Annotated in this window: 22 protein-coding genes; 16 read left to right on the forward strand and 6 right to left on the reverse strand. The window is 47.0% G+C overall.

The window, feature by feature from the left end:
- Nucleotide 1 precedes the first annotated feature (1 nt).
- Nucleotides 2–1,054 carry a selenide, water dikinase SelD gene (gene selD / locus JOE45_RS19335; protein WP_210022790.1) on the forward strand — a complete coding sequence of 351 codons (1,053 nt, stop codon included), beginning with the start codon at nucleotides 2–4 and terminating at the stop codon, nucleotides 1,052–1,054.
- A 26-nt stretch (nucleotides 1,055–1,080) separates the two neighbouring features.
- On the forward strand, nucleotides 1,081–2,124 hold the full coding sequence (gene mnmH / locus JOE45_RS19340) for a tRNA 2-selenouridine(34) synthase MnmH (RefSeq protein ID WP_210022789.1): 1,044 nt from the start codon (nucleotides 1,081–1,083) through the stop codon (nucleotides 2,122–2,124).
- Nucleotides 2,125–2,287: 163 nt separating this feature from the next.
- On the opposite strand, the gene JOE45_RS19345 is transcribed toward mnmH, so the two are convergent.
- Entirely contained in the window at nucleotides 2,288–3,073 is a 786-nt protein-coding gene (locus JOE45_RS19345) for a YheC/YheD family protein (protein WP_210022788.1), read from the reverse strand.
- A gap of 105 nt (nucleotides 3,074–3,178) precedes the next feature.
- Nucleotides 3,179–4,447, reverse strand: a complete 1,269-nt coding sequence (locus tag JOE45_RS19350; protein WP_348632561.1) for a sensor domain-containing diguanylate cyclase — start codon at nucleotides 4,445–4,447, stop codon at nucleotides 3,179–3,181.
- Between the two features lie 425 nt (nucleotides 4,448–4,872).
- Here JOE45_RS19350 and JOE45_RS19355 point away from each other — a divergent pair, with 425 nt between their 5' ends.
- The 4 genes from JOE45_RS19355 (at nucleotide 4,873) to JOE45_RS19370 (ending at nucleotide 6,662) form a co-directional block, all read left to right on the forward strand.
- Nucleotides 4,873–5,235, forward strand: coding sequence for a TroA family protein (locus JOE45_RS19355; RefSeq protein ID WP_210024694.1), 363 nt, complete (start codon nucleotides 4,873–4,875; stop codon nucleotides 5,233–5,235).
- Nucleotides 5,236–5,450: 215 nt separating this feature from the next.
- Nucleotides 5,451–5,879 carry an XdhC family protein gene (locus tag JOE45_RS19360; RefSeq protein WP_210022786.1) on the forward strand — a complete coding sequence of 143 codons (429 nt, stop codon included), beginning with the start codon at nucleotides 5,451–5,453 and terminating at the stop codon, nucleotides 5,877–5,879.
- Nucleotides 5,876–6,472 (forward strand): nucleotidyltransferase family protein, encoded by a 597-nt coding sequence (locus tag JOE45_RS19365; RefSeq protein ID WP_210022785.1) that lies wholly within the window; start codon nucleotides 5,876–5,878, stop codon nucleotides 6,470–6,472. The genes JOE45_RS19360 and JOE45_RS19365 overlap by 4 nt, the downstream gene beginning before the upstream one ends.
- Before the next feature lie 40 nt (nucleotides 6,473–6,512).
- On the forward strand, nucleotides 6,513–6,662 hold the full coding sequence (locus JOE45_RS19370; protein WP_210022784.1) for a hypothetical protein: 150 nt from the start codon (nucleotides 6,513–6,515) through the stop codon (nucleotides 6,660–6,662).
- 110 nt (nucleotides 6,663–6,772) lie between these two features.
- On the opposite strand, the gene JOE45_RS19375 is transcribed toward JOE45_RS19370, so the two are convergent.
- Nucleotides 6,773–9,433 carry a PAS domain-containing hybrid sensor histidine kinase/response regulator gene (locus JOE45_RS19375; protein ID WP_210022783.1) on the reverse strand — a complete coding sequence of 887 codons (2,661 nt, stop codon included), beginning with the start codon at nucleotides 9,431–9,433 and terminating at the stop codon, nucleotides 6,773–6,775.
- A gap of 202 nt (nucleotides 9,434–9,635) precedes the next feature.
- On the opposite strand from JOE45_RS19375, the gene JOE45_RS19380 reads away from it, so the two are divergent.
- The 9 genes from JOE45_RS19380 (at nucleotide 9,636) to JOE45_RS19420 (ending at nucleotide 17,695) form a co-directional block, all read left to right on the forward strand.
- On the forward strand, nucleotides 9,636–10,334 hold the full coding sequence (locus JOE45_RS19380; protein WP_210022782.1) for a GntR family transcriptional regulator: 699 nt from the start codon (nucleotides 9,636–9,638) through the stop codon (nucleotides 10,332–10,334).
- Between the two features lie 351 nt (nucleotides 10,335–10,685).
- The gene (locus tag JOE45_RS19385; protein WP_210022781.1) at nucleotides 10,686–11,138 is read left to right on the forward strand and encodes a PNPOx family protein; all 453 of its coding nucleotides are present in this window, start codon (nucleotides 10,686–10,688) and stop codon (nucleotides 11,136–11,138) included.
- A 79-nt stretch (nucleotides 11,139–11,217) separates the two neighbouring features.
- Complete coding sequence (locus JOE45_RS19390) at nucleotides 11,218–12,696, forward strand: 4-hydroxyphenylacetate 3-hydroxylase family protein (protein WP_210022780.1); 1,479 nt, start codon at nucleotides 11,218–11,220, stop codon at nucleotides 12,694–12,696.
- Nucleotides 12,697–12,730: 34 nt separating this feature from the next.
- The gene (locus JOE45_RS19395) at nucleotides 12,731–13,501 is read left to right on the forward strand and encodes a carbon-nitrogen family hydrolase (protein WP_210022779.1); all 771 of its coding nucleotides are present in this window, start codon (nucleotides 12,731–12,733) and stop codon (nucleotides 13,499–13,501) included.
- A gap of 28 nt (nucleotides 13,502–13,529) precedes the next feature.
- Nucleotides 13,530–14,204, forward strand: coding sequence for a DUF2848 family protein (locus tag JOE45_RS19400; RefSeq protein WP_210022778.1), 675 nt, complete (start codon nucleotides 13,530–13,532; stop codon nucleotides 14,202–14,204).
- A 2-nt stretch (nucleotides 14,205–14,206) separates the two neighbouring features.
- Nucleotides 14,207–14,557, forward strand: coding sequence for a cupin domain-containing protein (locus JOE45_RS19405; protein WP_210022777.1), 351 nt, complete (start codon nucleotides 14,207–14,209; stop codon nucleotides 14,555–14,557).
- A 274-nt stretch (nucleotides 14,558–14,831) separates the two neighbouring features.
- Entirely contained in the window at nucleotides 14,832–15,878 is a 1,047-nt protein-coding gene (locus JOE45_RS19410; RefSeq protein WP_210022776.1) for a TRAP transporter substrate-binding protein, read from the forward strand.
- A 9-nt stretch (nucleotides 15,879–15,887) separates the two neighbouring features.
- A complete protein-coding gene (locus JOE45_RS19415; protein WP_210022775.1) occupies nucleotides 15,888–16,424 on the forward strand; it encodes a TRAP transporter small permease in 537 nt (178 codons plus the stop codon).
- Entirely contained in the window at nucleotides 16,421–17,695 is a 1,275-nt protein-coding gene (locus JOE45_RS19420) for a TRAP transporter large permease (protein WP_210022774.1), read from the forward strand. Before JOE45_RS19415 ends, JOE45_RS19420 begins: the two co-directional genes overlap by 4 nt.
- Nucleotides 17,696–17,746: 51 nt before the next feature.
- Here JOE45_RS19420 and JOE45_RS19425 read toward each other — a convergent pair whose 3' ends face one another.
- From JOE45_RS19425 to JOE45_RS19435, 3 genes are read right to left on the reverse strand one after another with little or no spacing between them, the layout of a single operon-like run.
- A complete protein-coding gene (locus JOE45_RS19425; RefSeq protein ID WP_210022773.1) occupies nucleotides 17,747–18,724 on the reverse strand; it encodes an electron transfer flavoprotein subunit alpha/FixB family protein in 978 nt (325 codons plus the stop codon).
- A gap of 25 nt (nucleotides 18,725–18,749) precedes the next feature.
- On the reverse strand, nucleotides 18,750–19,517 hold the full coding sequence (locus tag JOE45_RS19430; RefSeq protein WP_210022772.1) for an electron transfer flavoprotein subunit beta/FixA family protein: 768 nt from the start codon (nucleotides 19,515–19,517) through the stop codon (nucleotides 18,750–18,752).
- Nucleotides 19,518–19,553: 36 nt separating this feature from the next.
- Nucleotides 19,554–20,138 carry a TetR/AcrR family transcriptional regulator gene (locus JOE45_RS19435; RefSeq protein ID WP_210022771.1) on the reverse strand — a complete coding sequence of 195 codons (585 nt, stop codon included), beginning with the start codon at nucleotides 20,136–20,138 and terminating at the stop codon, nucleotides 19,554–19,556.
- A gap of 165 nt (nucleotides 20,139–20,303) precedes the next feature.
- Between JOE45_RS19435 and JOE45_RS19440 the strand changes: the two genes are divergently transcribed.
- Entirely contained in the window at nucleotides 20,304–22,457 is a 2,154-nt protein-coding gene (locus JOE45_RS19440; RefSeq protein WP_210022770.1) for a (Fe-S)-binding protein, read from the forward strand.
- The last annotated feature ends 21 nt before the right edge of the window (nucleotides 22,458–22,478 follow it).

Genomic DNA, 22,478 nt, shown 5'->3' on the forward strand with positions numbered 1-22,478 from the left:
CATGTCTCAATCCGATCAAATTAAATTGACCAGCCTGTCGAGCAAAGGGGGCTGCGGCTGTAAAATCGGCCCGGCCGATCTTTCCCAGGTGCTTCGAAATCTGCCTGCAGCGGAGCCGAACCCCAATTTGCTTGTCGGGCTGGATACGAGCGATGACGCAGGCGTATACAAGCTAAGCGACGAACTGGCGATTGTGCAGACGGTGGACTTTTTCACGCCGATCGTTGATAATCCGTACGACTTCGGACAGGTGGCCGCGGCCAACGCCATCAGCGATATTTATGCTATGGGCGGCAAACCGCTCACCGTGCTTAATATTGTTGCTTTTCCGATACACACGCTGGACAAGCAGGTACTGGCCGACATTCTGCGCGGTGCTGCGGACAAAGTAAAAGAAGCGGGTGCAACGCTTGTCGGCGGGCATTCCATTGATGACAAGGAGCCCAAGTTCGGGCTTGCGGTTACCGGTCTTGTTCATCCGGACAAGGTGCGGACCAATGCGGGAGCGAAGCCCGGCGACAAGCTGATTCTGACCAAGCCGATCGGCGTTGGTATTCTTACCACATCCATTAAAAAAGACCAGCTTACCGAGGAAGAAGTTAAGCGGGTTACCCGGGTCATGACCACGCTGAATAAGACGGCGGCTGAGACGATGGAGCCTTTTGACGTGCATGCTTGCACGGACGTGACCGGCTTCGGCCTGCTGGGCCACGCATCGGAAATGGCCAAAGGGAGCGGTGTGGGCATTCGCATCTTCAAGTCGCTTGTACCGGTTCTGCCGCGGGTGCGCGAGCTGGCTGAGGCGGGTTTCGTACCCGGCGGCACGAAGAACAACTATGCTCATCTTGAGGGCTCGGTTACGTTCTCCGAGGAGCTCGACCAAATCGATCAATGGATTCTGTGCGATGCGGTTACTTCGGGAGGCTTGTTGATCTCTGTCGAGCCAACGCAGGGCGATACACTGCTCGACAAACTGCGCGGCGCGGGTGTAGAAGCACAGCTCATCGGCGAGGTTACCGCCGAACAGGCCGGACATATTCACGTCACCGCGTAGGATCACCTAGAAGGAGTGGCAACCATATGTTTCAAGATCTGACCGTAGCGGAACTTCTCGAGCTTCGACGCAAAGGAGAAGTCACGCTCATTGACGTCCGGTCGCCGTCCGAATTTGCGGAGTCGACGATTCCCGGCAGTATCAACATTCCGCTTTTCGATGATGCGGAAAGGGCGGAAGTCGGTACGCTTTACAAGCAGGAAAGCGTGAATGCGGCCAAAGATAAAGGGTTGGAAATCGTATCGCGCAAGCTGCCTGATTTTATCCGTACCATCGGGGAAACCGAACACCAGAGCAAGGTGGTGTTTTGCTGGCGTGGAGGAATGCGGAGTAAAACATCCGCTACCGTCGCTACCCTGATGGGTCTGCGGATGTTCCGACTGACCGGAGGGTTTCGCGCTTACCGCAATTGGGTTGTGGAAACGCTGAAGAGCTACTCGGAGCTGCCCCCCTGTTACGTGATTAACGGGTATACCGGCACAGGGAAAACGGAGCTCTTAGACCGGTTAGCAGAGCGCGGGTACCCTGTCATTAATCTGGAGCAGATGGCGCAGCACCGGGGTTCGATATTCGGCCATATCGGAAAAGCGCCGAACAATCAAAAATCGTTCGATTCACTGCTGGTCCATGATCTAATCCGCTGGGAGAACTCGCCTTATCTGATCATCGAAGCGGAGAGCAAACGGGTGGGTAAAGTGTTTTTGCCCGAGTTTCTTGTGAAGGCGAAAGAGCAGGGAACGACGCTATTCTTAGAAATCCCGCTGGAGCAAAGGGTTGCGAACATTTTAAATGATTATAGGCCCCAGGAGCACAAAGAGGATTGTATCCGCTCCTTCGAGCATATCGAGAATCGAATCCATACGCCCGTAGCGGCGGAAATCCGCAATTCACTTGCGACCGACCGGTTTGACGAGGTGGCGAGGCTATTGCTGCTGCATTACTACGATCCCCGCTATCAACACGCGACGGAGCAGTATGAGAAGGGAAGAATCACTGTCCGCGCGTCCAATGTGGATCAAGCTTTGAAGGAAATCATCCGGCAGCTGCCTCCGCTCCCGTCTCCGTCCTGAAAGAGTGAATAAGGCTCCAAAGGGCAAAGGGCATTCAACAGAAATGGCTATCCTATGAATGGTAGAAATACAACCGTTCATGAGATAGCCATTTTCATTCCTCACACGATGATGGGCATACCTTCCTTAGGCGTGGTGATTGATAAATACTTCTTGTTGTTTATCAACGGCGTTTTTTTGAAACTAGGGGGAACCTTCGAAACCTTCCATGGAGACGGGTTAGTTTAAATATTCTGCGAAATACGGACGGTTTGTTTAATTTGAGAAAAATAAATGGATCTGGTTGACTATTTACTTCAAAAATCCAGGGTGTTTTATGGCGGTCCATTCCGACGTCAAGGCCGATTTCTTTGATCCGCGGAAACCCGGATTGCATATGTTTGGCCACAACCATACCCATCAAAGAAAGCCGATTTTCCAATTGCTTTCGTTGTGGGCCTCGTAAATGAGGGGAGAGCAAAATCCGTAAAGCCAGGGGGGTCCCACCGCTGTGATAATTGGTCACGATCCGGTTCGGATGCGCCAGACGACCAATGGTGCCGGTATGTTCCCAGTGTCCCCGTTCGTTCTTTTGCACCATGATGCGGACATCGAACGGACGTCCCTTGTAACGTAACATTCGGATCCCTTTTTGAATTAAATACGTTTTTTTTCCAAAGACCCTTCGAAGCGAATGAAAAAAAGGGTCAAAAGAAGAAAAGTTACGCTGCGAGGTGTCCAGTTTATACCGATAGATACGTTTGGCTCCGGACTGGAACATTTCCGCTTTGACGATGCCTTTACCCCCGGTCCCTCTATTCGGTTTGATATAAACCATTCCGTATTTCTCCAGCATAATACGGAGCTGAAGGGCGTTTGCGTTTCTGGTGTCGGGTACATAGAATCGGAGACGCGGGTGGAGCTTCAATAAAACAGTCTTCCCGAGTTTGGTGTTCGGGTAACGGGGCATCTGCTTCAACTCCCAATCTTGTGTTAGTATATTCTATGGCTGGTTTACCGAAAGTTGCCATCCGCAATCTAAAAGGGCTGGAGCAGCTCCGGAGCTGTGGGTTTTTTAATAGCCTCGTTCATCCTTAAGCTTATAGTGGCGTTTGTCCTTGTACATTTCTTGATCGGCCAGCTCGATCATTTCATCAACTGAGACTTTCATGCCAGGTTGATACTGGAATAAGCCATAGCTGACCGAAACGTCATACGGTTTGCTGTCCGATTGATTGATGTGGTTCAAATCTCCGCGTATTCGTTCCCATATGTTGTAGACATCGGATGGGTTATTATGGAAAATAATGATAAATTCATCGCCGCCATGTCGGAAAAGAAAATCGTTCTGCCCCAGGTTATTTTTTAAGACTTGACTTGCGATAATGATCAAGTGGTCGCCTTCGGCATGACCGTATCGGTCATTAACCTCCTTCAGATTGTTGATATCTACGAAACAGACGATAAACTCTGTTCCTTGCTTTTGAGCGTGAATAAGCTCATTGTGCAGCAAATCCATCCCTTGTCTTCGGTTCATGACACCGGTCAGCGCATCGATGGAAGCGTGCTTTGTAAGCTCATCTTCCATTTTTTTGAGTTCCGTAATATCGGTTATGCCTGCCAGAACACACTTTTCGTTTTCGTAGTCCATGATTTCATAATTGATCATAGCCCATTTGTTCATGTGGGGGGATACTTTTAGTTTGCAAACATAGTTTTTAATACTGCCTGTTTGGGTTAACTCTTGAATGAGGGTAAGTCTCTCATCCCCATCAGGATAGGTGACCGTTGCATCAAGCTTATGGATCTGACTTGGGTAAATCCGGAAAAACTCTACAGCTTTCGGATTAATCAGAGCGATGGAGTCATCCTTTATTCTGGAGAGAACCAGAGGGTAAGGGTTAACAGTAAACAGTGTTCGGAAATTCTTCTCACTTTCTTTCAGTTTTAGATGCTGAATAAAATCTTTTCTTTTGTAATTATAGAAAGCATATGCGATGAAAAAAGCGATGACGGCCGTCGCTGTTGTATTAATCTGCTTCATTGTAAACGTATATTCATCTTTGCTTACTTTAGAAAGCAGCACCAGAAAAACCATGTGATTGAACAAAAGGATAATTAGAAAATTCCGCGGTTTTAAAGGAATAACCACGGCAACGCTAATCAGGATGATGATGTAGGCATCCACATTTCCTGTCAAGCCTTGGCTGTTAATGGAAGAGAGAACACCCATCAAAATATACATGGCGGCATAAGTGTTTATAAGGAAAGTAGGCCAGGTGGAATGTGAGAACGAGTCTTTATGTTGATAGATTCTGTATATATACAGGAATATGATGGACACAAGGGGACCGGCTATGTGTATGGTAATGAGCGTATATCGAAAGGCCGAATGTTCCAGATCTTTTAGCAGGATAAAATCGGTATAAAAATAATAAGGGTAAAAAAGAATTAGAATGATGGATACTATTCTGATTCGATCCAGTATGTGAAGAAGATGCGATTTTGTAAAAAGCAGGTTCTCTTCTGATGTTAATGAAGACGAGGAATGAAATAAACGCAATTCAATCAAACCTTTTTGTATGATGTATGTTGTATTTTATCATAAATATCATAGTATTGTGTGATTTTTCCAGCATTAACTAAAATATACCCAAGGACCGTCCGGAGACTCATAAACCCTTCTACGAACAGTTGAGACGAATTGCTCCTACAGTCATATTGGAATTTACGACAGACTGGCGTATCAATAATGAAACCGTAGCGCTTATGCGGTTATATAACCAAAAAATTAGAGTGCAGGGTTTAATCGATCACCCATTGAACGAATTGCTGTACTCCGATCTTGGATTAAGGCTGGGGAGCTGTGTGCCGTTAAACCAAATGAGCAAGGAATTTGAGCTGGATAGCCTGCCTCCTTTTCAGACCGACCATCTCTTTATTAGTCCACGTCAGGCTAAGGCGGGGGAAGACGATGAAGCCTATGCAAGCCTTCAACAATGCGCTGTATGGAACGCGACCAAAGCGGTTTGGAACAAACGGACTCGGTTGATTCCCAATTGGATCGGTATGAGCTGGTCACCGGTCGGAAGAAATCAGATTATGGATGAATTGTTGGAGTGGCAGGCTTAAGGCGTTACCGTTTCTAAGGCCGTGGGGATGTGTCCTTACGGTCTTTTTCGTGGTTGAACAGCGAAAACAAAAGGATTTTGGCAGTCATTAACGAATGCTTTATCAGAAAGGAAACCCATGTGATCGGTTTCTAAAAGACATGGACTTGGGAACAGCTTTTGCGACAATTTGTCCCCATTGAACTTAGATTGATAATGAGCGAGGTGAACAGGCACATGCTTGAGATTTTGAAAGGGCTGCAGCAATGCTGGATCAATAAAGGACGAGCCGCGTTAGCGACGATCGTGCAAGTGGACGGCGCGGCATACCGACGTGAAGGAGCAAGGTGTCTGGTCTTGGAAAGCGGAAGCATCTTCGGTATGCTCAGCGGCGGCTCTTTCTGTTCGCAGTCCGGACTTACGAGCAATACCGTAAACGGCGTTGCCGTAAAGGTGCTCGTGGAGGCAGTGAAACCGAGGCCTAGACAGCTTCACTCCCCTATCGGATTGGGTATCGGGGCCGAATCAACGGAGGATACCGCTTTAAGCATTCCTTCCAAGCTGGCTTGCCACAAGAATGCACGCGGCGGTCAATCTTTGCTAATACGTAAGGAGCCCTTGCAGGAACGGCCGCATGCGGATGGGCTTCTTGTGGTGAACCTATGAAACCATCGATGTGGTTAGTCGTTCTTGCTGCCGGTTATTCCAGACGGATGGGGACCCGAAAGCTCCTGCTTCCGATCGGGAAGGAATCGATGCTCCGTTACATGGCCCAAAAAGCCTTGCAGATCAAAGCTGCCGGGGTCGTGGTTGTCGTTAATGCCGAATTTCCCGAATTAGCTGCCGACATTCAAGATTTACCTCTAATTATACTTTCCAATCAGGAGTCCCATCTCGGAATGAGCTCTTCCCTCCGTTTAGCGGTGGATTACCTTACCCGCATTTCGGCGGATGCAGGGTGCGTTCTTCTGGCCGACCAGCCGGGCATCGATCCGTCCGTTATCGATCAGGTACTGCAGCGTTACGAGAATACCGGAGCGCCGATTGTCCAAGCCGCTTATCAAGGGAAGCCGAGCCACCCCGTATTGTTTGGACGATCGGTATTTCCAGAACTGCAGCAGATTTCCGGAGATCAAGGCGGGCGAGAGATCATCAAGAAGCATTCGGAGGAGCGGCAGCTCATCCATGTGCAGAAAGCCGAGCCGGAAGATATCGATGTATATGAGGATTACCAGAGATTGAAGGGACGTTTCTACTAAATAAAATAAGAATCGAATCGGTCATCCGATGTAACGTTTGGTGAGCATGGTAAATCGTAATTTGAAGAAAGCGAATGTGGATGTGCATACGAGAGCACTTGCTAAACATTCGGTAGAACAGAAGGGTGAGGTTAACGTCACATTCGAGGCGGCTGAGAATGCCATGGGTATAGGCATTCATTCGTCGTGAGAGCAGATGTAAAAATATGGATATCATAAAGGGGATAGCGTATGCTGCATCTCCTTTATGATATCATCTTATAGGTTCATCACTTTTGTTTCCTATGAGCTGGGTTTAGCTCAATCCCGGTGGGGCAAGAAGGGGGACGCGGCTCCACAAGGCAGCGTGAACCGGAACGTGGAGCCCTGATGTTCCACACTCTCAGCCCAGATGGTTCCATTCATTAACTCAACCAACTTTTTACATATGGCGAGCCCGAGTCCCGTTCCTCCATATTTACGGTTCAGAACCGGATGCAGCTGGGAGAAGGATTGGAACAGCTGTCCCATTTTGTGAGTGGGGATCCCAATTCCAGTATCGATCACCGCAAAATCCAGGATCAGCACTCTCTCGTTTGAAGCAGGATGCTTATCTATCGTGAGCTGGATACTTCCTCGGTCCGTAAATTTAAGCGCATTCCCGATCAAGTTGACCAGGACCTGACGAATTCTCAGAATATCTCCCGTCACCATCACAGGGAGATCGGAGTGAATACGGCAGCTTAATTCAATGTTCTTCTCATTGGCCTTCGGTCTAAGCAATTCGACGATTTGATTTATTGTTGGCCTGAGTTCAAACAATTCCATGTTTAAAGCCATCTTACCGGCTTCAATTTTGCTAAAATCAAGCGCTTCGTTCAAAATATAAAGAAGCGAGTCGCTGCTTTGGCGTATGATGTCGGCGTAGTCCCGCTGCTCGTCCGTAAGTTCAGTATCAAGGAGCAGATCAATGATACCTATGATACCGTTCATGGGAGTACGTATTTCATGGCTCATCATAGCCAGAAATTCCGATTTGGCTTGGGTGGCGCGTTCAGCCGATTCCATAGCTTTGATGATTTCTCTTTCGTTGGTAATGTCCTTGAACACGACCACCGCGCCCTTGATTTCTCCTTTTTGAATAATGGGATTGATATTGTATTCCACCAAAAAGCTTGACCCGTCTTTTCTCCAAAAAATTTCCTCCTGTACGGAGCGGGGGCGGCCGTCCTGTGTCGTCAGATAGATCGGGCATTCTTCGACGGGGTAATGGCTGCCATCGGGTTTGGTATGATGGAAGCTCTCATGGTTGATCATACCTTTAAAATCGGACGGAAGATAACCTAGCATGTCCGAGGCGGCCTGATTGAGGAAGGTGGTGTTTCCTTGAATATCGATGCCGTAAATTCCTTCGGAAACGGCACCAAGAATCAGGGCATGCTCCTTGCTAAGCTTCTCGATTTGATTTACGTACTGCTTTTGTTCGGTAATGTCATTGGCAATACCGTATACGCCCACGATTTCATGATCCACGATGATCGGCACATTCGTTACGCTGATGTGAATTCGTTCTCCGTTTTTGCGGATGATCACAGTCTCGTATTTTTGCGGGTAGCCCTGTTTGGCCAGTTCATAATACTTCATCGTTTTGGACAGATAGCTGTCATCAATGATCGGCTGGAATGTTACCCGTAGGAGCTCTTCTTTGTTGTATCCTGTCAGTTCCTCAAGATTGGAGTTAACCGTCAAATAACGTCCTTCCAGATCCAATGAATATACGCTTGCCGGATTGTATTCGAATAAAGATTTGTAGCGCTGTTCGCTTTCTTGAAGGCGCTGCTCCGCTTCTTTACGGTCTGTTATGTCTCTGGAGATCGCTACGATTTCTTTGATCTCCCCCATGTTCGTATATCTACCGGTGCTCTCAAACCATATATAACGCCCGTCTTTTCGGCGGATCCGATAACCGACCGTATACATCCCCCGAGACACGAGATTAGTTGATAAATAGGTGTTGACCGCATCGATATCATCAGGGTGAATATGATCATAGGCGCTGGTGCCGATAAGCTCCTCCGGTTCATAGCCTAGGAGCGTTAGTCCTGATGGCGAAGCATATAAGAAGGTCGCCTGCTTGTCGGCCGTATGTGTTGATATGAAGTCCAGGGAATTCTCCGAGATAAGCCGATATTTCTTCTCGTTTTCCCGGACAAGATCTTCCATGCGTTTGCGTTCCGTAATATCCCGGCCAATAGCCAGAATCTTCTCAATTTCTCCCTCCTCGTCCCGAATATGTTTTACCGTGGTTTCAAACCAGACGTAATGGCCTGATTTATGAAGAATCCGGGCAGTGGAGAGATATTCGTCGGAAGTGTGCGGGAAATTGGCCGCGGCGTCCTCCGGGTGGTAAATATCAAGAAAATTCGTTCCAATGACTTCTTCGGGTTCATAACCGAGCAGCTTGTGCACGGAAGGAGAAATGAATTGACAAATTCCCTTCGGTGAACTATATGTAATGATATCTTGTGCATTCTCTGAAATCAGCTTATAGAGACTTTCTGAATGCTTAAGCCTTTTTTCGGCTTCTTTCTGGAGCGTAATATCTTTGGCCAGTCCATAGGCGCCGACGATCACCGAGTTCAAGATGATCGGTACATAAGTAATCGATACATCGATGACCCTCCCGTCTTTGTGCATAAAATCAATTTCATAACTGGTTGGTTTACCCTGTAATGACTCATGAAAGCAGCACTCTCGTAAGTGAGCATTGCTATTGTTATGAAGAAAGAGATGCTCCTGCTTCAGATGTATAAATTCCTCTACGGTATATCCCGTGATCCGCTCGGTTGCGGGGTTTGCATCAATGTAATTTCCCTCCACATCCATCACATAGATGGCGTCGGGGTGGTTGATGTATAAAGACTTGTAGGTTCCGCCTTCTAAAATTGCTTGTTTTAGTAGTGACGTTTTGTCCTCTTCCAAAACCGACTTCCTTTCTATATGGTATTTGTTTATAGGAAACTGCAAGGGTATACATACCCACCCGGCGGCTTCTCTTCTATTCATCATACAATGATTCTTGCTTTGCGGAAAGATGAAATACGTCTTGGAGGCTTGTTGTCGATATTTTAATAAGATTCTGAAAATGATTGACTAAAATATCCCGTGGACGGTATAATGTACGGTGTATACACAAAGAATAGAAATAAAAGAAAGTGTGATCACAATGCCTCGTTTTAATTTAAAACCAATCGATAAACAAATAACAACAAAAGAGAGAGCATATAACGAAATAAAAGATGTAATTTTAAACGGGTATATTTCGTCAGAGGAAATATTCACCGAGGTGAAGCTGGCCGAATTGTTAAATACATCCCGTACGCCTGTTCGGGAAGCGCTTCAAGATTTATTGAAAGAAGGCTTAATTGTTACGATTCCCCGAAAAGGGATGGCAGTACGTAACGTAACGGAAAGTGAAGCTGAACAAATTTTCTTGCTGAGAACTACGATTGAAAGCGAAGTCATTAAGAAATTGACTGAGATGATTACTCCTGAGCAGCTGGAGCAGCTTAGACAAATTTATCAAAATCAAGAAGAAGCGATGCAGCAGGATGATGAAATTGCTTTCATCAGCTTGGACCAATCCTTCCACATCACATTAACTAAATTTGCAGATTATCATTTGATTGAGCAGGTATTATTAAACTTGCATAATTTATCCCAATTGATTGGTTTGAGAGCGATTAAAAAGAGGAATCGGATGAAGGAGGTTTTAGCAGAACACGAATACATTATCCTTTGTATGGAAAAGAAAAATTCTGATTTGGCGGCAAAGGCCATGATCCATCATTTGAGTAAAACAAAAGAATCGTTGAAAACGTAATCAAGTATAAAAACAGTAACACGAAACCCATATCATAATTTGTAAGCGCAGTCAATATGGGAAAAGACATAACATAGTTCGACAAAATTTTACAAATTTCTACTGTATGTTAGGTAACTTTACATGAAAACGAAAAATATGTTGACAAGACTTTCGTTCTATATTACTATTTATTCCATCAAGACTTGCTGTTACTGAATGCATATAAATCGACAAGTTTTGCAGTCATCCACAATAGGTCGAGCAATTCGATTCCGGATTTTTCCTTCAATACACGTTTTTATTCCAAATTACACTAGTAACTGATAGTCAATAACATAAACGCTGATATTCGATAAAGGAGAGATATACATGTCTAAAGTTTTAACAGAGTTAACTCCAGAAATAGTTGAAGCTTTGCAAGGGCAGACGATTGTGCTGCTCAATGTGGTGGAGAAGGAAAGCGGGGCCATTTATTCGACAGCATTGTCCTGGGTATTTGCTGTAAATGCATCAACCGTTCGCTTCGCAATCGATGCGAAATCCGACTTTATTAAAATTATTGAACAAGATCCGTCAGTGCTTATGAACTTTGTGGCGCAGGAATCGGTTTTCTCCTTAACTGGTAAAGCTTCTGTAAAGGTGGCTAAAACAGAAGAGCTTACTTTGAAGCTCGCCTTGCTGGAAGTTGAAGTAGAAGGTATCCGAGATATCATCTTCTACGGCGGTAAAATTACGACAAAGCCTGAATTTGTTAAGACGTACAATGCAGATTTGGCTAAAAAATTGGATAATGAAGTCAAGGAAGCCATTTATAGCGTTTAATTTTAATTTTCAATGTATACACGACACAGTGCACAAAAACCAAAATCCAATTTCACCTTCGGAAAGGAAGAATATAATCATGAGAAACGGTAAACAGTATGTGGAATCTCTGAAGGATAACAGAAACATCTATATCGGTGGAGAGCGCGTGAAGGATGTGATCACCCACCCGGCATTCGCAGGAATCGTGGGTACATTCGCCAAGCTGTATGATATGTCCTCTGATCCGGCTAATAACATGACATACACGACCGAGGATGGTACGGTTGCCAATAAAATGTTTATGATTCCCAGAAGTAGCGAGGATTTGGCTGCACGCCGTGAAGCGATGTACAAATGGGCAGAGGCAACCTGCGGTTTTGCCGGACGCAGCCCGGATCATGTAGCCTGCTTCTTGGCAGGTTTTGTGAGCCATTCTGAGGTATTCGGCGACCGGGCTCAGCAAGTTATTGATTTTTATAAATATGCAAGAGACAACGACCAGTTCGTCACATATGTCATCATTCCGCCGCAAATCGACCGCAGCAAAGCGGCTAACGAACAGGAAGAGAAATTCTTGCCAGTGGGTGTGTACGAGGAAAGAAAGGACGGTATTGTCGTACGCGGTTCGCAAATGCTCGGTACAAGCGCAGCAGTCAGCAACTATTTGTTCTGCAGCTGTATTACACCGCTTCGCCCGGGAGACGAGGATTACGCTATTTCGTTCGTAGTGCCAATGGGTACGCCAGGACTGAAGCTTTACGCACGACCAAGCTTTGCGGCGGACAAACCGAGCACCTTCGACTATCCGCTGTCGACGCAGTATGATGAGAGCGATGCTCTAGTCGTATTTGACGATGTATTCATCCCTTGGGAGCATGTATTCGCATACAAAGACATTGAAGCAACTCGCGCACAGTTCCACTCCACTCCTGCTCACATCCTGGGCAACAACCAAGCGCAAACCCGCTTGTCCGCGAAGCTGAAGTTCGTCATCGGCGTGGCAAGAAAAGTAACAGAAATGAATGGTACCGATAAATTCCCGCAAGTGCAGGAGCGTCTTGGGGAGCTGGCATCGCAAGCAGCAGTGGTTGAAGGCATGCTGATGGCATCTGAGTATCAGTGCAGTATCGACAAGAACGGGGTAGCTCGTCCGAATGCGCGTTATCTGTATGGTATTGTTGGTATGCAGGATACGATTTATGCGTCGGTCATTCGTATCTTGAGGGAATTGGTAGGCGGCGGCGTGCTGCAAGTGCCTTCATCCTATAAGGAAATGGTAAATCCGGAAACGAAAGACGACATGGAAAAATATATTCGTTCCTCCACAGGAGCTAAGGCAGAAGAAAAAGTAAAACTGTTCAAATTGGCTTGGGACATTATCGGATCTGAGTTTGGCGGACGCCATCAGCAATACGAAATGTTCTACAATGGAGCTCCATTTGTAGTTAAAGGGTACTCCTTCCGCAATTACGGATACGGGGAGCCGGTTGCTATGGTAGACCGCTTCTTGGCAAGCTATGGCCTGCCGGAGAATGAAGAGTTGAAGTCAGAAAAACAAAATATCGAGGTTGGCTAAGCCGTAACTACGGAAAAGAAAGGAACTGAGACCCATGAAAGTCGCTTCCATTCAATTGGAAATCAAAGATAGCGAAACCAAAGAACAAAGAATCGAACGGGCGGATGCTCTATTGGATCAAGCTAAAGGCAGCGATTTGATTGTTCTGCCTGAAATTTGGGCTACCGGTTATTTCTCATTTGACAAGTACCATTCTGAAGCTGAGCCTATGGACGGTCCGTTCATTAAACGGTTCTCGGCTAAAGCAAAAGAATTGAACGCGTACTTGTTTGCGGGAAGCTTCGTGGAAAAGGATCAAGATAACTATTACAACACCAGTGTGTTATTTGACCGTACAGGAAGCATCGTAGGAACGTACCGCAAAATGCATTTGTTCCGCTATGGTTCATTGGAAGGCGAATTGTTAACCGGTGGGGAAGACGTTGGGGTATTCGATACCGAATTCGGACGCGTCGGACTCACAACCTGCTATGATTTGCGGTTCCCTGAATTATACCGTAAGCAGGTGGATGCAGGCGCCAAGCTGCTGCTCGTTACATCGGCATGGCCGCATTCCCGCTTAACACATTGGCAGTTGTTTAACTCAGCTAGAGCCTTGGAGAATCAATGCTTCCTCATCTCATGCAATTGCGTGGGAACGACTAGAAACGTATTCATGGGAGGTCACAGCCGTGTTGTTGACCCTTGGGGAACCGTTGTCGCATCCGGTGGGGATCACGAAACAATTGTGAAAACCGAAATTCAACCCGAGCAAGTGGATCAAATTCGGGACGTCTTCCCTTCATTAAAACATCGCGTTCTATAAAGATTAAGCTGGGAGGCTCAAGGCATTCATGGAATTTCAGTACGAGAGAGCTCTAATCAACTGGGCACCGCAAAGACTTGTTATCGCGGGATATACGAATAAAGACCAGGAATCGGTTAGGCACCATATTGAAGAATTAAAAGAACTCGGAATACCGGCCCCACGGCAGGTACCTATGATGTACGACTTGGACCCGGAATTACTAAACAACACTGACGTGATCAGCGTTGTAGGCAATGACAGCAGCGGCGAGGCGGAAGTCGTATTGCTGGATATTGACGGCACTTGGTACATCGGTTTGGGCAGCGATCATACGGATCGTGTACTTGAAGCTGTATCGATTCAAAAATCAAAGCAAGTGTGTGCGAAAATGATTTCCAAACAGCTCTGGTCGTTTGAATCGATTGCTGAGCACTGGGATGAGATTGAGATGAACAGCTGGGTTCAGGTTAACGGGAAAGAGCTACATTACCAGTCTGGGGTGTTAAGCGCATTTTTGAATCCGATGGAACTGCTTGAAATTGTCAAACAACGCGGCTATGACAGCCCCGGAATTGCGCTTTTTTGTGGAACTTTGCCACTAAAAACCGATAAATTTTACTTTGGAGGTATTTTTAAGGCGGAGCTCCATGATAAGATAAACAATAGAAAAATTACCATAAATTATGAAACTAAAATTCTAAAGGACTCTGAGGTGGACTAACCATGGCTAAACCGGAACTGGAATTTATCGATTACACGAAATTTGAGGAAAAACCATTCACTAATGTAGAAGGATTGTCGGAACGGGTTATTGCAAAAGACCCTGAAACTGGCGTAGCAACACGAATTCTGATCTTTCAACCAGGTACAGACACCAGCCCGAACGGTGTACAAATTCACGATTTCTGGGAAGAGCTTTATGTGATTGAAGGTTCTTTGATCGACTTGTCGCTGAATCAGGAGTTCACTGCAGGAATGGTAGCTTGCCGTCCTCCAGGTATGAAACACGGCCCTTGGACATCTCCAAACGGCTGTAAAACATTCGAAGTACGCTATTATTCTAAAGGCCAATAATTAGAATTATTATATCATTGCTGTGGGTGAGGGAATCCCGTTGGAGGCAGCCGAAAGCATACAAATCGCTGCTGCATATAGGGGTTCCGTGCCCCTAAGCAATGATGCTGTCACATTTACCGCAAATCCCTTTAATTATCTTGCCAGCCACTGACGGTACCTGAAGAAAAGTCACGACCTTTGGATTCCATTCGGACTGGGTTACCAGCCTTGGACATAGAACTGTCTTACTGAAGCAAATCCATCTTTTCTAAATTGCTAGGAGGGTCAAATAATGAAAAAAATATTCAAAACGACAGCAATAGGGGTTATCATCGCATCGTTACTTGCAGCTTGCGGAAGCGGGGGCGGCGAGAGCGCTGGAGGGACTACAGACGGTGCTTCTGGTGGGGACAGTCAACAAAAAATGGTTTTGAAGTTCGCTAACATTACAAAAGAGGGAAGCGGACTCGCACGAACAGCAGAAAAAATCGGTGAAGAGCTTAATGCAAAAACGAATGGCAGAATTACTGTTCAATTGTTCCCTGGGGGACAGTTAGGTAACGAAACCGATATGATGCAGCAATTAAACACCGGATCTTTGGATATGGCGATCATTACCACGGCTCAACTGAGCAGTTCTTCCCCTGCTTTCGGCGCATGGTTAATGCCTTTCCCGGTGAATGACCATAAACAAGCTTACGAATTGTGGACCAGTCCGGAATCCATGGCATTATTTGATACATTAACCAATGATAATGTAAAAGGATTGGGGTATGCAAGTTCCGGTTTCCGTTACTTTTTGGCTACGAAGCCTGTCGTTGGATTGGCAGACTTGGACCGTTTTAAGCTGAGAACGACACCGAGCCCAACCATTCTTGACTTTTTGACATCCATCAAGGTTAGCCCAACGCCAATGCCGTTAACTGAGGTTTACACTGCATTGCAAACGGGTGTAATCGGTGGTGTCGATATTGATACGGAATCTATCATTTCCGAGAAGTTAACCGAGATTGCCAAAAACATGACTCCGAGCAAGCACATGTATTGGGCAGGAGGCATTCTGATAAACAAAGACAGATGGAATGGTTTGTCCGACGAAGACAAGAAGCTTATTGAAGAAGCGGTTAGCGTAGCTATGAAAGACAACGTGGAATATGTAACAAAGAATGAAGATGATCTGATCGCAAACGCCAGCACCAAATTTGGACTTACTACTCATCAATTAACCAATAAAGCAGAATTTGACCCATATATCAAAGCTGTTCAGGATAAGTGGATTGCAAAGTCTCCGGAAATCGGCAAGTTTTTAGAAAAAGCTAAAGAGATTTCGAAAGAGTAGGTACCTTCTATGGAAGAAATCCAACAAACTCCACCCAAACCAAATATCATTTCTACTATCGCTAACGTCATTGACAGATTTCTGATTTGGGTCAGTGTAGCCATAGGAGTCGCCTTAACGTTTAACATGATTATTGCTGTTGCTTTTCGATATGTGTTAAACAATCCGATTTTCTGGGCTGATGAATTGTCTTTGTACTTATTTTGTTGGATTACATTTTTAGGAGCATGTTTAGGGGTTAAACGTTCTGATATGGCGGCGGTCACCATCCTCATTGACCGCCTTTCCCCTAAGCTCAGACTGATTACGGATATTTTTATTCAATTAAGCACCTTACTGTTTGCATCGATCATTGGCTACTATTCTATACTATGGGTTAAGAGTCCCAGTGTGGTCAATCAAGTTTCGGCTACGATTCCCATCAATTTGTGGATTTTGTATTCCGTCGTCCCCATAGCTATGCTGTGCATTATTATCTTTACTATTGATCATATCAACAAACTAGTGCAGGCATATATTTTTAGGGCAAGGAGGGATGCAAAATGACTACAGCAATCGGTTTTTTTGCATTGATGTTTATTGGGGTGCCGATTGCGATCGTATTGGGTCTTACGACACTGATCTATGTGTTATCAACAGGCAATCTCAGTATTTTACAGTCTATGCCGTCCAAGCTGTTTAACGGATTACAGAATTTTGGGCTTGTAGCGATCCCGATGTTTATTTTATTGGGGGAATTTATGAATCAAGGTGGGATTACGATCCGCTTGCTTGATTTCGCTAAAGTCATTTTTGGACATTTTCGCGGTGGGCTTGCCTATGTTAATATCGTCGCAAACATGTTTCTCGCTACGATTATCGGATCATCTACCGCACAAACGGCGGTCATGAGCAAAACGGTGGTTCCGGTGATGGAAAAGGAAGGCTACAGTCGTGATTTCGCCAGTGCCCTTACCGCATCGGCATCCGTTGTAGCTCCGCTCATTCCCCCCAGCATGCCGTTCATTATTTACGGGGTAACGGCGGGCGTATCGATCGGCAGCTTGTTTTTGGCAGGGATTCTCCCCGGTATTATTTTTGGTCTAGGCTTTGGATTATATATCTACACCATTGCCAAAAAGCGCAATTTTCCTAGGTCCGATCGTTCCAATTGGTCTCAGGTACTGAAGGGTACTCTTTATGTGCTTCCTGCCTTGAGTATTCCGGTACTTATTATGGTTGGGATTACTACAGGTATCTTTACAGCTACGGAATCGGCGGCCGTTGCGGTTCTGACTGCATTACTGGTTGGTGGTTTTGTTTATAGAGAGTTGAAATGGAGCCATTTGCCCGGCATTCTGTTGCGAACCATCATCACCACCTCGTCAGTAACCTTTTTATTGGCAATGTCCGATATTTTCGGCTGGGTACTTAATTTCAACCAAATTCCTCAGTTGATTGCCGATGCATTCTTAGCCATAGCGGAAAACCAGTTTGTCTTTCTATTATTGGTGAATCTCTTGCTGCTGCTCATAGGTACCGTTCTGGAGGGTGTGCCGGCTCTGATCCTGTTAACTCCTATCCTTGTACCTATAGCTGTTACTTATGGGGTTGATCCTATACACTTGGGTGTGATCATGGTCATTAACTTAACCTTAGGGTTAATTAGTCCACCGGTTGGTTCCGTCCTATTTGTGACCTCGGCGGTTGCGAACGTCAAAATCGAGCAGCTTACTCGAAGCTTGATACCGTTTTTGATCATATCTTGTATCGTTCTGTTGCTTGTCACCTATGTCCCTTGGACTACTTTAGGCCTTCAAAAGCTGTTAGGCCCTTAAATATCCGAAACGAGTAGCCCGTCGGCTTAACGCCCGACGGGCTTTGTGCTGTTATTTCAGTACGTTCCGGAATTCCTGGGTGAGCAGGGGAACAACTTGGAATAAATCCCCGACGATGCTATAATCAGCCGTTTTAATTATAGGGGCTTCCGGGTCTTTGTTGATGGCAATGATGATGCGCGATTGGCTCATACCGGCCAAGTGTTGGATGGCGCCGCTGATGCCGCAGGCAATATAAATTTCTGGAGTGACGACCTTGCCGGTTTGGCCGATTTGCAAGGCATAATCGCAATAGCCGGCATCACATGCACCCCGCGATGCGCCAACGGCTCCGTTTAACACCTCCGCCAGCTCCTCGAGCGGCTTGAAGCCGTCGGCGCTTTTGACACCACGTCCGCCGGATACGACGATTTTCGCTTCCGTCAAATCGACCTTGCCGGATGTTTTGAGCACAACGTCTTTCACCACGGATCGGAGGGAAGGTGTAGGGGAGTAAGTCGTTCTCACGACTTGAGCCTGCTGTCCCCCTGATGCCTGGGCTGCAGGGATGTTGTTTGGCCTAACGGTCACGACCCATGGGAAATCGGCGAACACTTTTTTCTCAAAGGCTTTGCCCGCATGGAGCGGTCTGGTGAACATGATCTTTGCGCCCGATCGCTCGATTGAAGTCACATCTGACATTTGTCCCGCATGCAGCCTGGCGGCGATGGCCGGGGCAAGATCACGCCCGACCGCCGTATGTCCTATGAACACGGCGTCAGGACGAACTGTATCGAAAACACCGAAGAGTGCGGAGAGGTAAGCCTCAGCGTTATAATGCTGCAGGCTGTCATGTTCGATCAGATGGATATCCGACAAGGGATAGGCGGCTAGTTCCTCGGCTAATGACTCCAACTGGGTTCCCATGATAATGGCCGTAATGCGATCTCCCTCTAGCGAAGCAATTTGCGCTGCTTGAAGTGCTTCCAAGGTAACCTGACGCAATGTGCCCTCACGATGGTCTGCAATGATCGTGTACGTTCTGCTCATGATTCGATCCTCCTCCATCCGCTGTTTAGATAACCTTCGATTGAGTGCGAAGCAGCTCGACCAGCTTGGCTGCCTGTTCAGGCAGTTCGCCCTGCAATATTTGACCTGCCTCTCTAGCCGGAGGAAGAAATAGCTCGATCTGCGACGTTTTGGGTTCGAGCGCCTCTGCGGCTATCGTCAGATCATCGAGAGTCAGCTGCTGAAACGGTTTCTTCTTCGCCTTCATGATTCCTGGCAGCGAAGGATATCGGGGTTCGTTGAGCCCCTGCTGGGCGGTGAACAGGGCCGGAAGGGACACCTGAAGAACTTCTAGATCACCTTCGGCGTCTCGGGTTACATTGGCGTTTCCACCGGGGAGTTCCAGCTTGATGACAGAGGACACGTGGGGGATTTGCAGCAGCTCAGCCAAACGTACGGCAACCTGGCCCGCCCCGTTATCGATGGAAAAATGGCCGCCGAGGATCAAGTCGTAGGTCTTATCTGCGAAATAAGCGGCTAGTACGCTTGATACGACATATTCGTCCTGAGAGACCCGATCATCTGAGATCAGGACGGCTTCGTCGGCGCCCATGGCAAGAGCGGTCCTCAGCGATTCAGAAGAGCGTTTCGGCCCAACGGAGATAACAACCACCTGTCCACCGGACTGCTCCCTAATTCGGATTGCCTTTTCTACTGCATATTCGTCATAAGGATTGATGATGAATTTGACGCCCTCTTCCAAGACCCTTCCATTGGCTATGACAATCTTTTCCTCTGTATCAAACGTTTGCTTCAGTATCACATACACCTTCATACGGATTCCCCTCTCCAAGGTAGATGGTATATGAAATCAAGGCCTTAGGGCCTTAAGGAAAAACTCGACGGTTGGATCGATCTGTCCGCTGAGTGAATATTTGCGTCCTGAGATCAGCCAAGAGGTGACCGCTTCGTCCATCGCTCCGAAGATGAGCAGGCGCGTTAATTTGACATCCAGACCTTTGCGGAAGGTTCCTTCTTCCATGCCTTTGACGAGTACGGTCTCTATTAATTGAATATATGGTTTGACAGCTTGACCTATGGCTTTGCGGAGCTCCAATGAGCTCTGCCGCAATTCGATCTGGGTAACGTAAGCGAGGTCCGTGTTTTGCTCCAGCTCGGTGTAATGAATTTCGCATATTTTGCGGAGCGCTTCATCGGCCGTTGACGATGCTTGGACGCTTTCTTTGAACTTACCCACTAACTCGCCCAACCGTTCGCGAAAAAGCGACACAAGAATATCCTCTTTATTTTTGAAATATAAATAAATGGTTCCGTCGGCCACTCCGGCTTCACGAGCGATTTTCGACACTTGGGATCCGTGGTAGCCGGTCTCAGCGAAGACTTTGACAGCCGCATCCAGGATCAGGTCAAATTTATTTATTTTTTTACTTGTCATCTTCGCACCCCGGTGATAAGATTTATATAAATTATGAATGAATACTCATTCATTTTCTGATTCCATCTTATGAAATCCGCTCAGTGTTGTCAACCGTCCTGAATAAATTGAATAACAAAAGGTGTAAGGGGTTACATTTGAACCTTCGTGAAAGGATGGGTGTTCATGCTCTGGTTATGGATGCATTACCTATTGTTCCTGCTGGTTTTGGGGTATGCCCTTTCTTTGTTTTACCGGGCCGTTTACCACCGGTATATGTATTTGAAGCTCGGTCAACCTACAGGCTGGCCTTTGGACTGGAAGATGAGGGTAAGTGAGCTTGTCTCTCAGGGACTGGGCCGCGAAAAGCTGTTGAAAGACCGGAAAAGCGGAATGATGCATATGGTCATCTTTTACGGATTTATCATTTTACAGTTCGGAGCCCTAGATTTGATTTATACGGGCTTGTCAGGCGGACACCCGCTGCCGATTCCCGGTTACCCGGTATTCGCACTCTCGCAGGAAATTACGGTTGTTCTCGTACTGCTTGCCACTGGATACGCGGCTTTCCGCAGATATGGTGAGAAGCTGCAGCGGCTGAAAAAAGGCTGGAAGCCGAGTATTGTTCTTTTCTTCATTACCTTCCTCATGCTCTCTGTATTGTTCTCGCTCGGCTTCGAGCGCGTATGGTCAGGCCAAGAAGCGTCCGCCTACGCCCCCATCTCCTCCTTGATCGCTTCCTTGTTTACAGGACTTTCTACCGGCACAGCCAAAGCCATGTTTTTTGTATCCTGGTGGGTGCATCTGCTCATCCTGTTAGCTTTCCTCGTCTATATTCCACAGTCCAAGCATTTTCATATTGTAACCGCACCGATTAATATATTTTTGCGGCGCAGGGAGCCGGTAGGGCGTCTCAGCAAGCTCGATTTGGAGAATGAAGAAGCCGAATCGTTCGGGGCAGGCAAAATCGAGGATTTCACCCGGAAGCAGATGCTTGATTTCTATGCCTGTGTGGAATGCGGCCGCTGCACGAACGTATGCCCCGCGTCGAACACGGGCAAAACTCTCTCTCCGATGCACCTGATCGTTAAGCTCCGCGATCACCTGACAGAAAAAGGCGCAGCCATGACCTCCAAATCGCCTTGGATGCCTGCTTTTGCATTCCATAAAGGCAGTGCACATAGTGTCGATTCTGCAGAGATGGAATGGAATCCTCCGCAGGCAATCACGGACATCGGTCCAACACTGGCATGGCAGAAAGCAGCCTGGCGGCAAACAGAGAAAAAACCGGAGGAGATGGAGCTGATCGGCGATGTCATGACCGAAGAAGAAATTTGGTCATGCACGACCTGCCGCAACTGCGAAGATCAATGCCCGGTCGGCAATGAGCATGTCGATAAAATCATCGATCTCCGCCGTCATCTCGTTCTTATGCAGGGCAGTGTTCCGCAAGAGGGGCAGCGGGCCATGCAAAACATTGAACGGCAAGGCAATCCGTGGGGCATTAGCCGCAGCGACCGAAGCCAATGGACGAAGGATATCGGGCAAATTCCCGTGCCGACCGTCAAAGAGAATCCAGATTTCGAAATCTTGTTCTTCATCGGTTCCATGGGCTCCTATGATAATCGCACGCGCAAAGTATCGCGGGCACTCGTTCGCCTTCTGCACGAAGCAGGTGTGAAGTTTGCGATTCTGGGCAATGAAGAGAAAAATTCGGGAGATACGCCGCGCCGTATGGGCAACGAATTCTTGTTTCAGCAGCTGTGCATGGAAAATATCGAAACCTTTCAGAAATATGGCGTCCGCCAAATCGTTACCACATGTCCACATACGTTCAATACATTGAAAAACGAATATCCCGAATTCGGGATGGAGGGGGTGGAGGTGCTTCACCATACGCAGCTGCTCGACTGTCTGGTCAGAGAGGGGAGGCTGACGCCGAAATACGCCGTGAATGAACGTATCACCTATCATGATTCCTGCTATCTGGGGCGTTATAACGATGTGTACGATCAGCCGCGGGATATTTTACGGGCGATCAAGGGGGTGGAGCTGGTCGAAATGGAGCGGACACGGGATAACGGGATGTGCTGCGGCGCAGGCGGCGGGATGATGTGGATGGAAGAAGCATCGGGTAAGCGCGTCAACATAGCGCGTGTGGAGCAGGCGCTGATCACAAGTCCGACCGTCATCAGCAGCGCATGCCCTTACTGTCTGACGATGATGGAGGACGGGACCAAGCTGAAGGATGTGGATGACCGCGTGAAGGCGCGGGATATCGCGGAGATTTTGGAGCAAGCGGTATTCGGTCATGCCAAAGCCCCAGAACAAGAACAATAACAGGTACAGGAGGTATGAAGG

The sequence above is a fragment of the Paenibacillus sp. PvR098 genome (assembly GCF_017833255.1).
GTDB lineage: Bacteria > Bacillota > Bacilli > Paenibacillales > NBRC-103111 > Paenibacillus_G.

Excerpts from the sequence above, each read along its gene's own strand:
- selD (WP_210022790.1), top strand. The coding sequence starts at position 2 with ATGTCTCAATCCGATCAAATTAAATTGACCAGCCTGTCGAGCAAAGGG.
- mnmH (WP_210022789.1), top strand. The coding sequence starts at position 1,081 with ATGTTTCAAGATCTGACCGTAGCGGAACTTCTCGAGCTTCGACGCAAA.
- JOE45_RS19345 (WP_210022788.1), bottom strand. The coding sequence starts at position 3,073 with ATGCCCCGTTACCCGAACACCAAACTCGGGAAGACTGTTTTATTGAAG.
- JOE45_RS19355 (WP_210024694.1), top strand. The coding sequence starts at position 4,873 with ATGCGGTTATATAACCAAAAAATTAGAGTGCAGGGTTTAATCGATCAC.
- JOE45_RS19360 (WP_210022786.1), top strand. The coding sequence starts at position 5,451 with ATGCTTGAGATTTTGAAAGGGCTGCAGCAATGCTGGATCAATAAAGGA.
- JOE45_RS19365 (WP_210022785.1), top strand. The coding sequence starts at position 5,876 with ATGAAACCATCGATGTGGTTAGTCGTTCTTGCTGCCGGTTATTCCAGA.
- JOE45_RS19385 (WP_210022781.1), top strand. The coding sequence starts at position 10,686 with ATGTCTAAAGTTTTAACAGAGTTAACTCCAGAAATAGTTGAAGCTTTG.
- JOE45_RS19390 (WP_210022780.1), top strand. The coding sequence starts at position 11,218 with ATGAGAAACGGTAAACAGTATGTGGAATCTCTGAAGGATAACAGAAAC.
- JOE45_RS19395 (WP_210022779.1), top strand. The coding sequence starts at position 12,731 with ATGAAAGTCGCTTCCATTCAATTGGAAATCAAAGATAGCGAAACCAAA.
- JOE45_RS19400 (WP_210022778.1), top strand. The coding sequence starts at position 13,530 with ATGGAATTTCAGTACGAGAGAGCTCTAATCAACTGGGCACCGCAAAGA.
- JOE45_RS19405 (WP_210022777.1), top strand. The coding sequence starts at position 14,207 with ATGGCTAAACCGGAACTGGAATTTATCGATTACACGAAATTTGAGGAA.
- JOE45_RS19410 (WP_210022776.1), top strand. The coding sequence starts at position 14,832 with ATGAAAAAAATATTCAAAACGACAGCAATAGGGGTTATCATCGCATCG.
- JOE45_RS19415 (WP_210022775.1), top strand. The coding sequence starts at position 15,888 with ATGGAAGAAATCCAACAAACTCCACCCAAACCAAATATCATTTCTACT.
- JOE45_RS19420 (WP_210022774.1), top strand. The coding sequence starts at position 16,421 with ATGACTACAGCAATCGGTTTTTTTGCATTGATGTTTATTGGGGTGCCG.
- JOE45_RS19425 (WP_210022773.1), bottom strand. The coding sequence starts at position 18,724 with ATGAGCAGAACGTACACGATCATTGCAGACCATCGTGAGGGCACATTG.
- JOE45_RS19430 (WP_210022772.1), bottom strand. The coding sequence starts at position 19,517 with ATGAAGGTGTATGTGATACTGAAGCAAACGTTTGATACAGAGGAAAAG.
- JOE45_RS19435 (WP_210022771.1), bottom strand. The coding sequence starts at position 20,138 with ATGACAAGTAAAAAAATAAATAAATTTGACCTGATCCTGGATGCGGCT.
- JOE45_RS19440 (WP_210022770.1), top strand. The coding sequence starts at position 20,304 with ATGCTCTGGTTATGGATGCATTACCTATTGTTCCTGCTGGTTTTGGGG.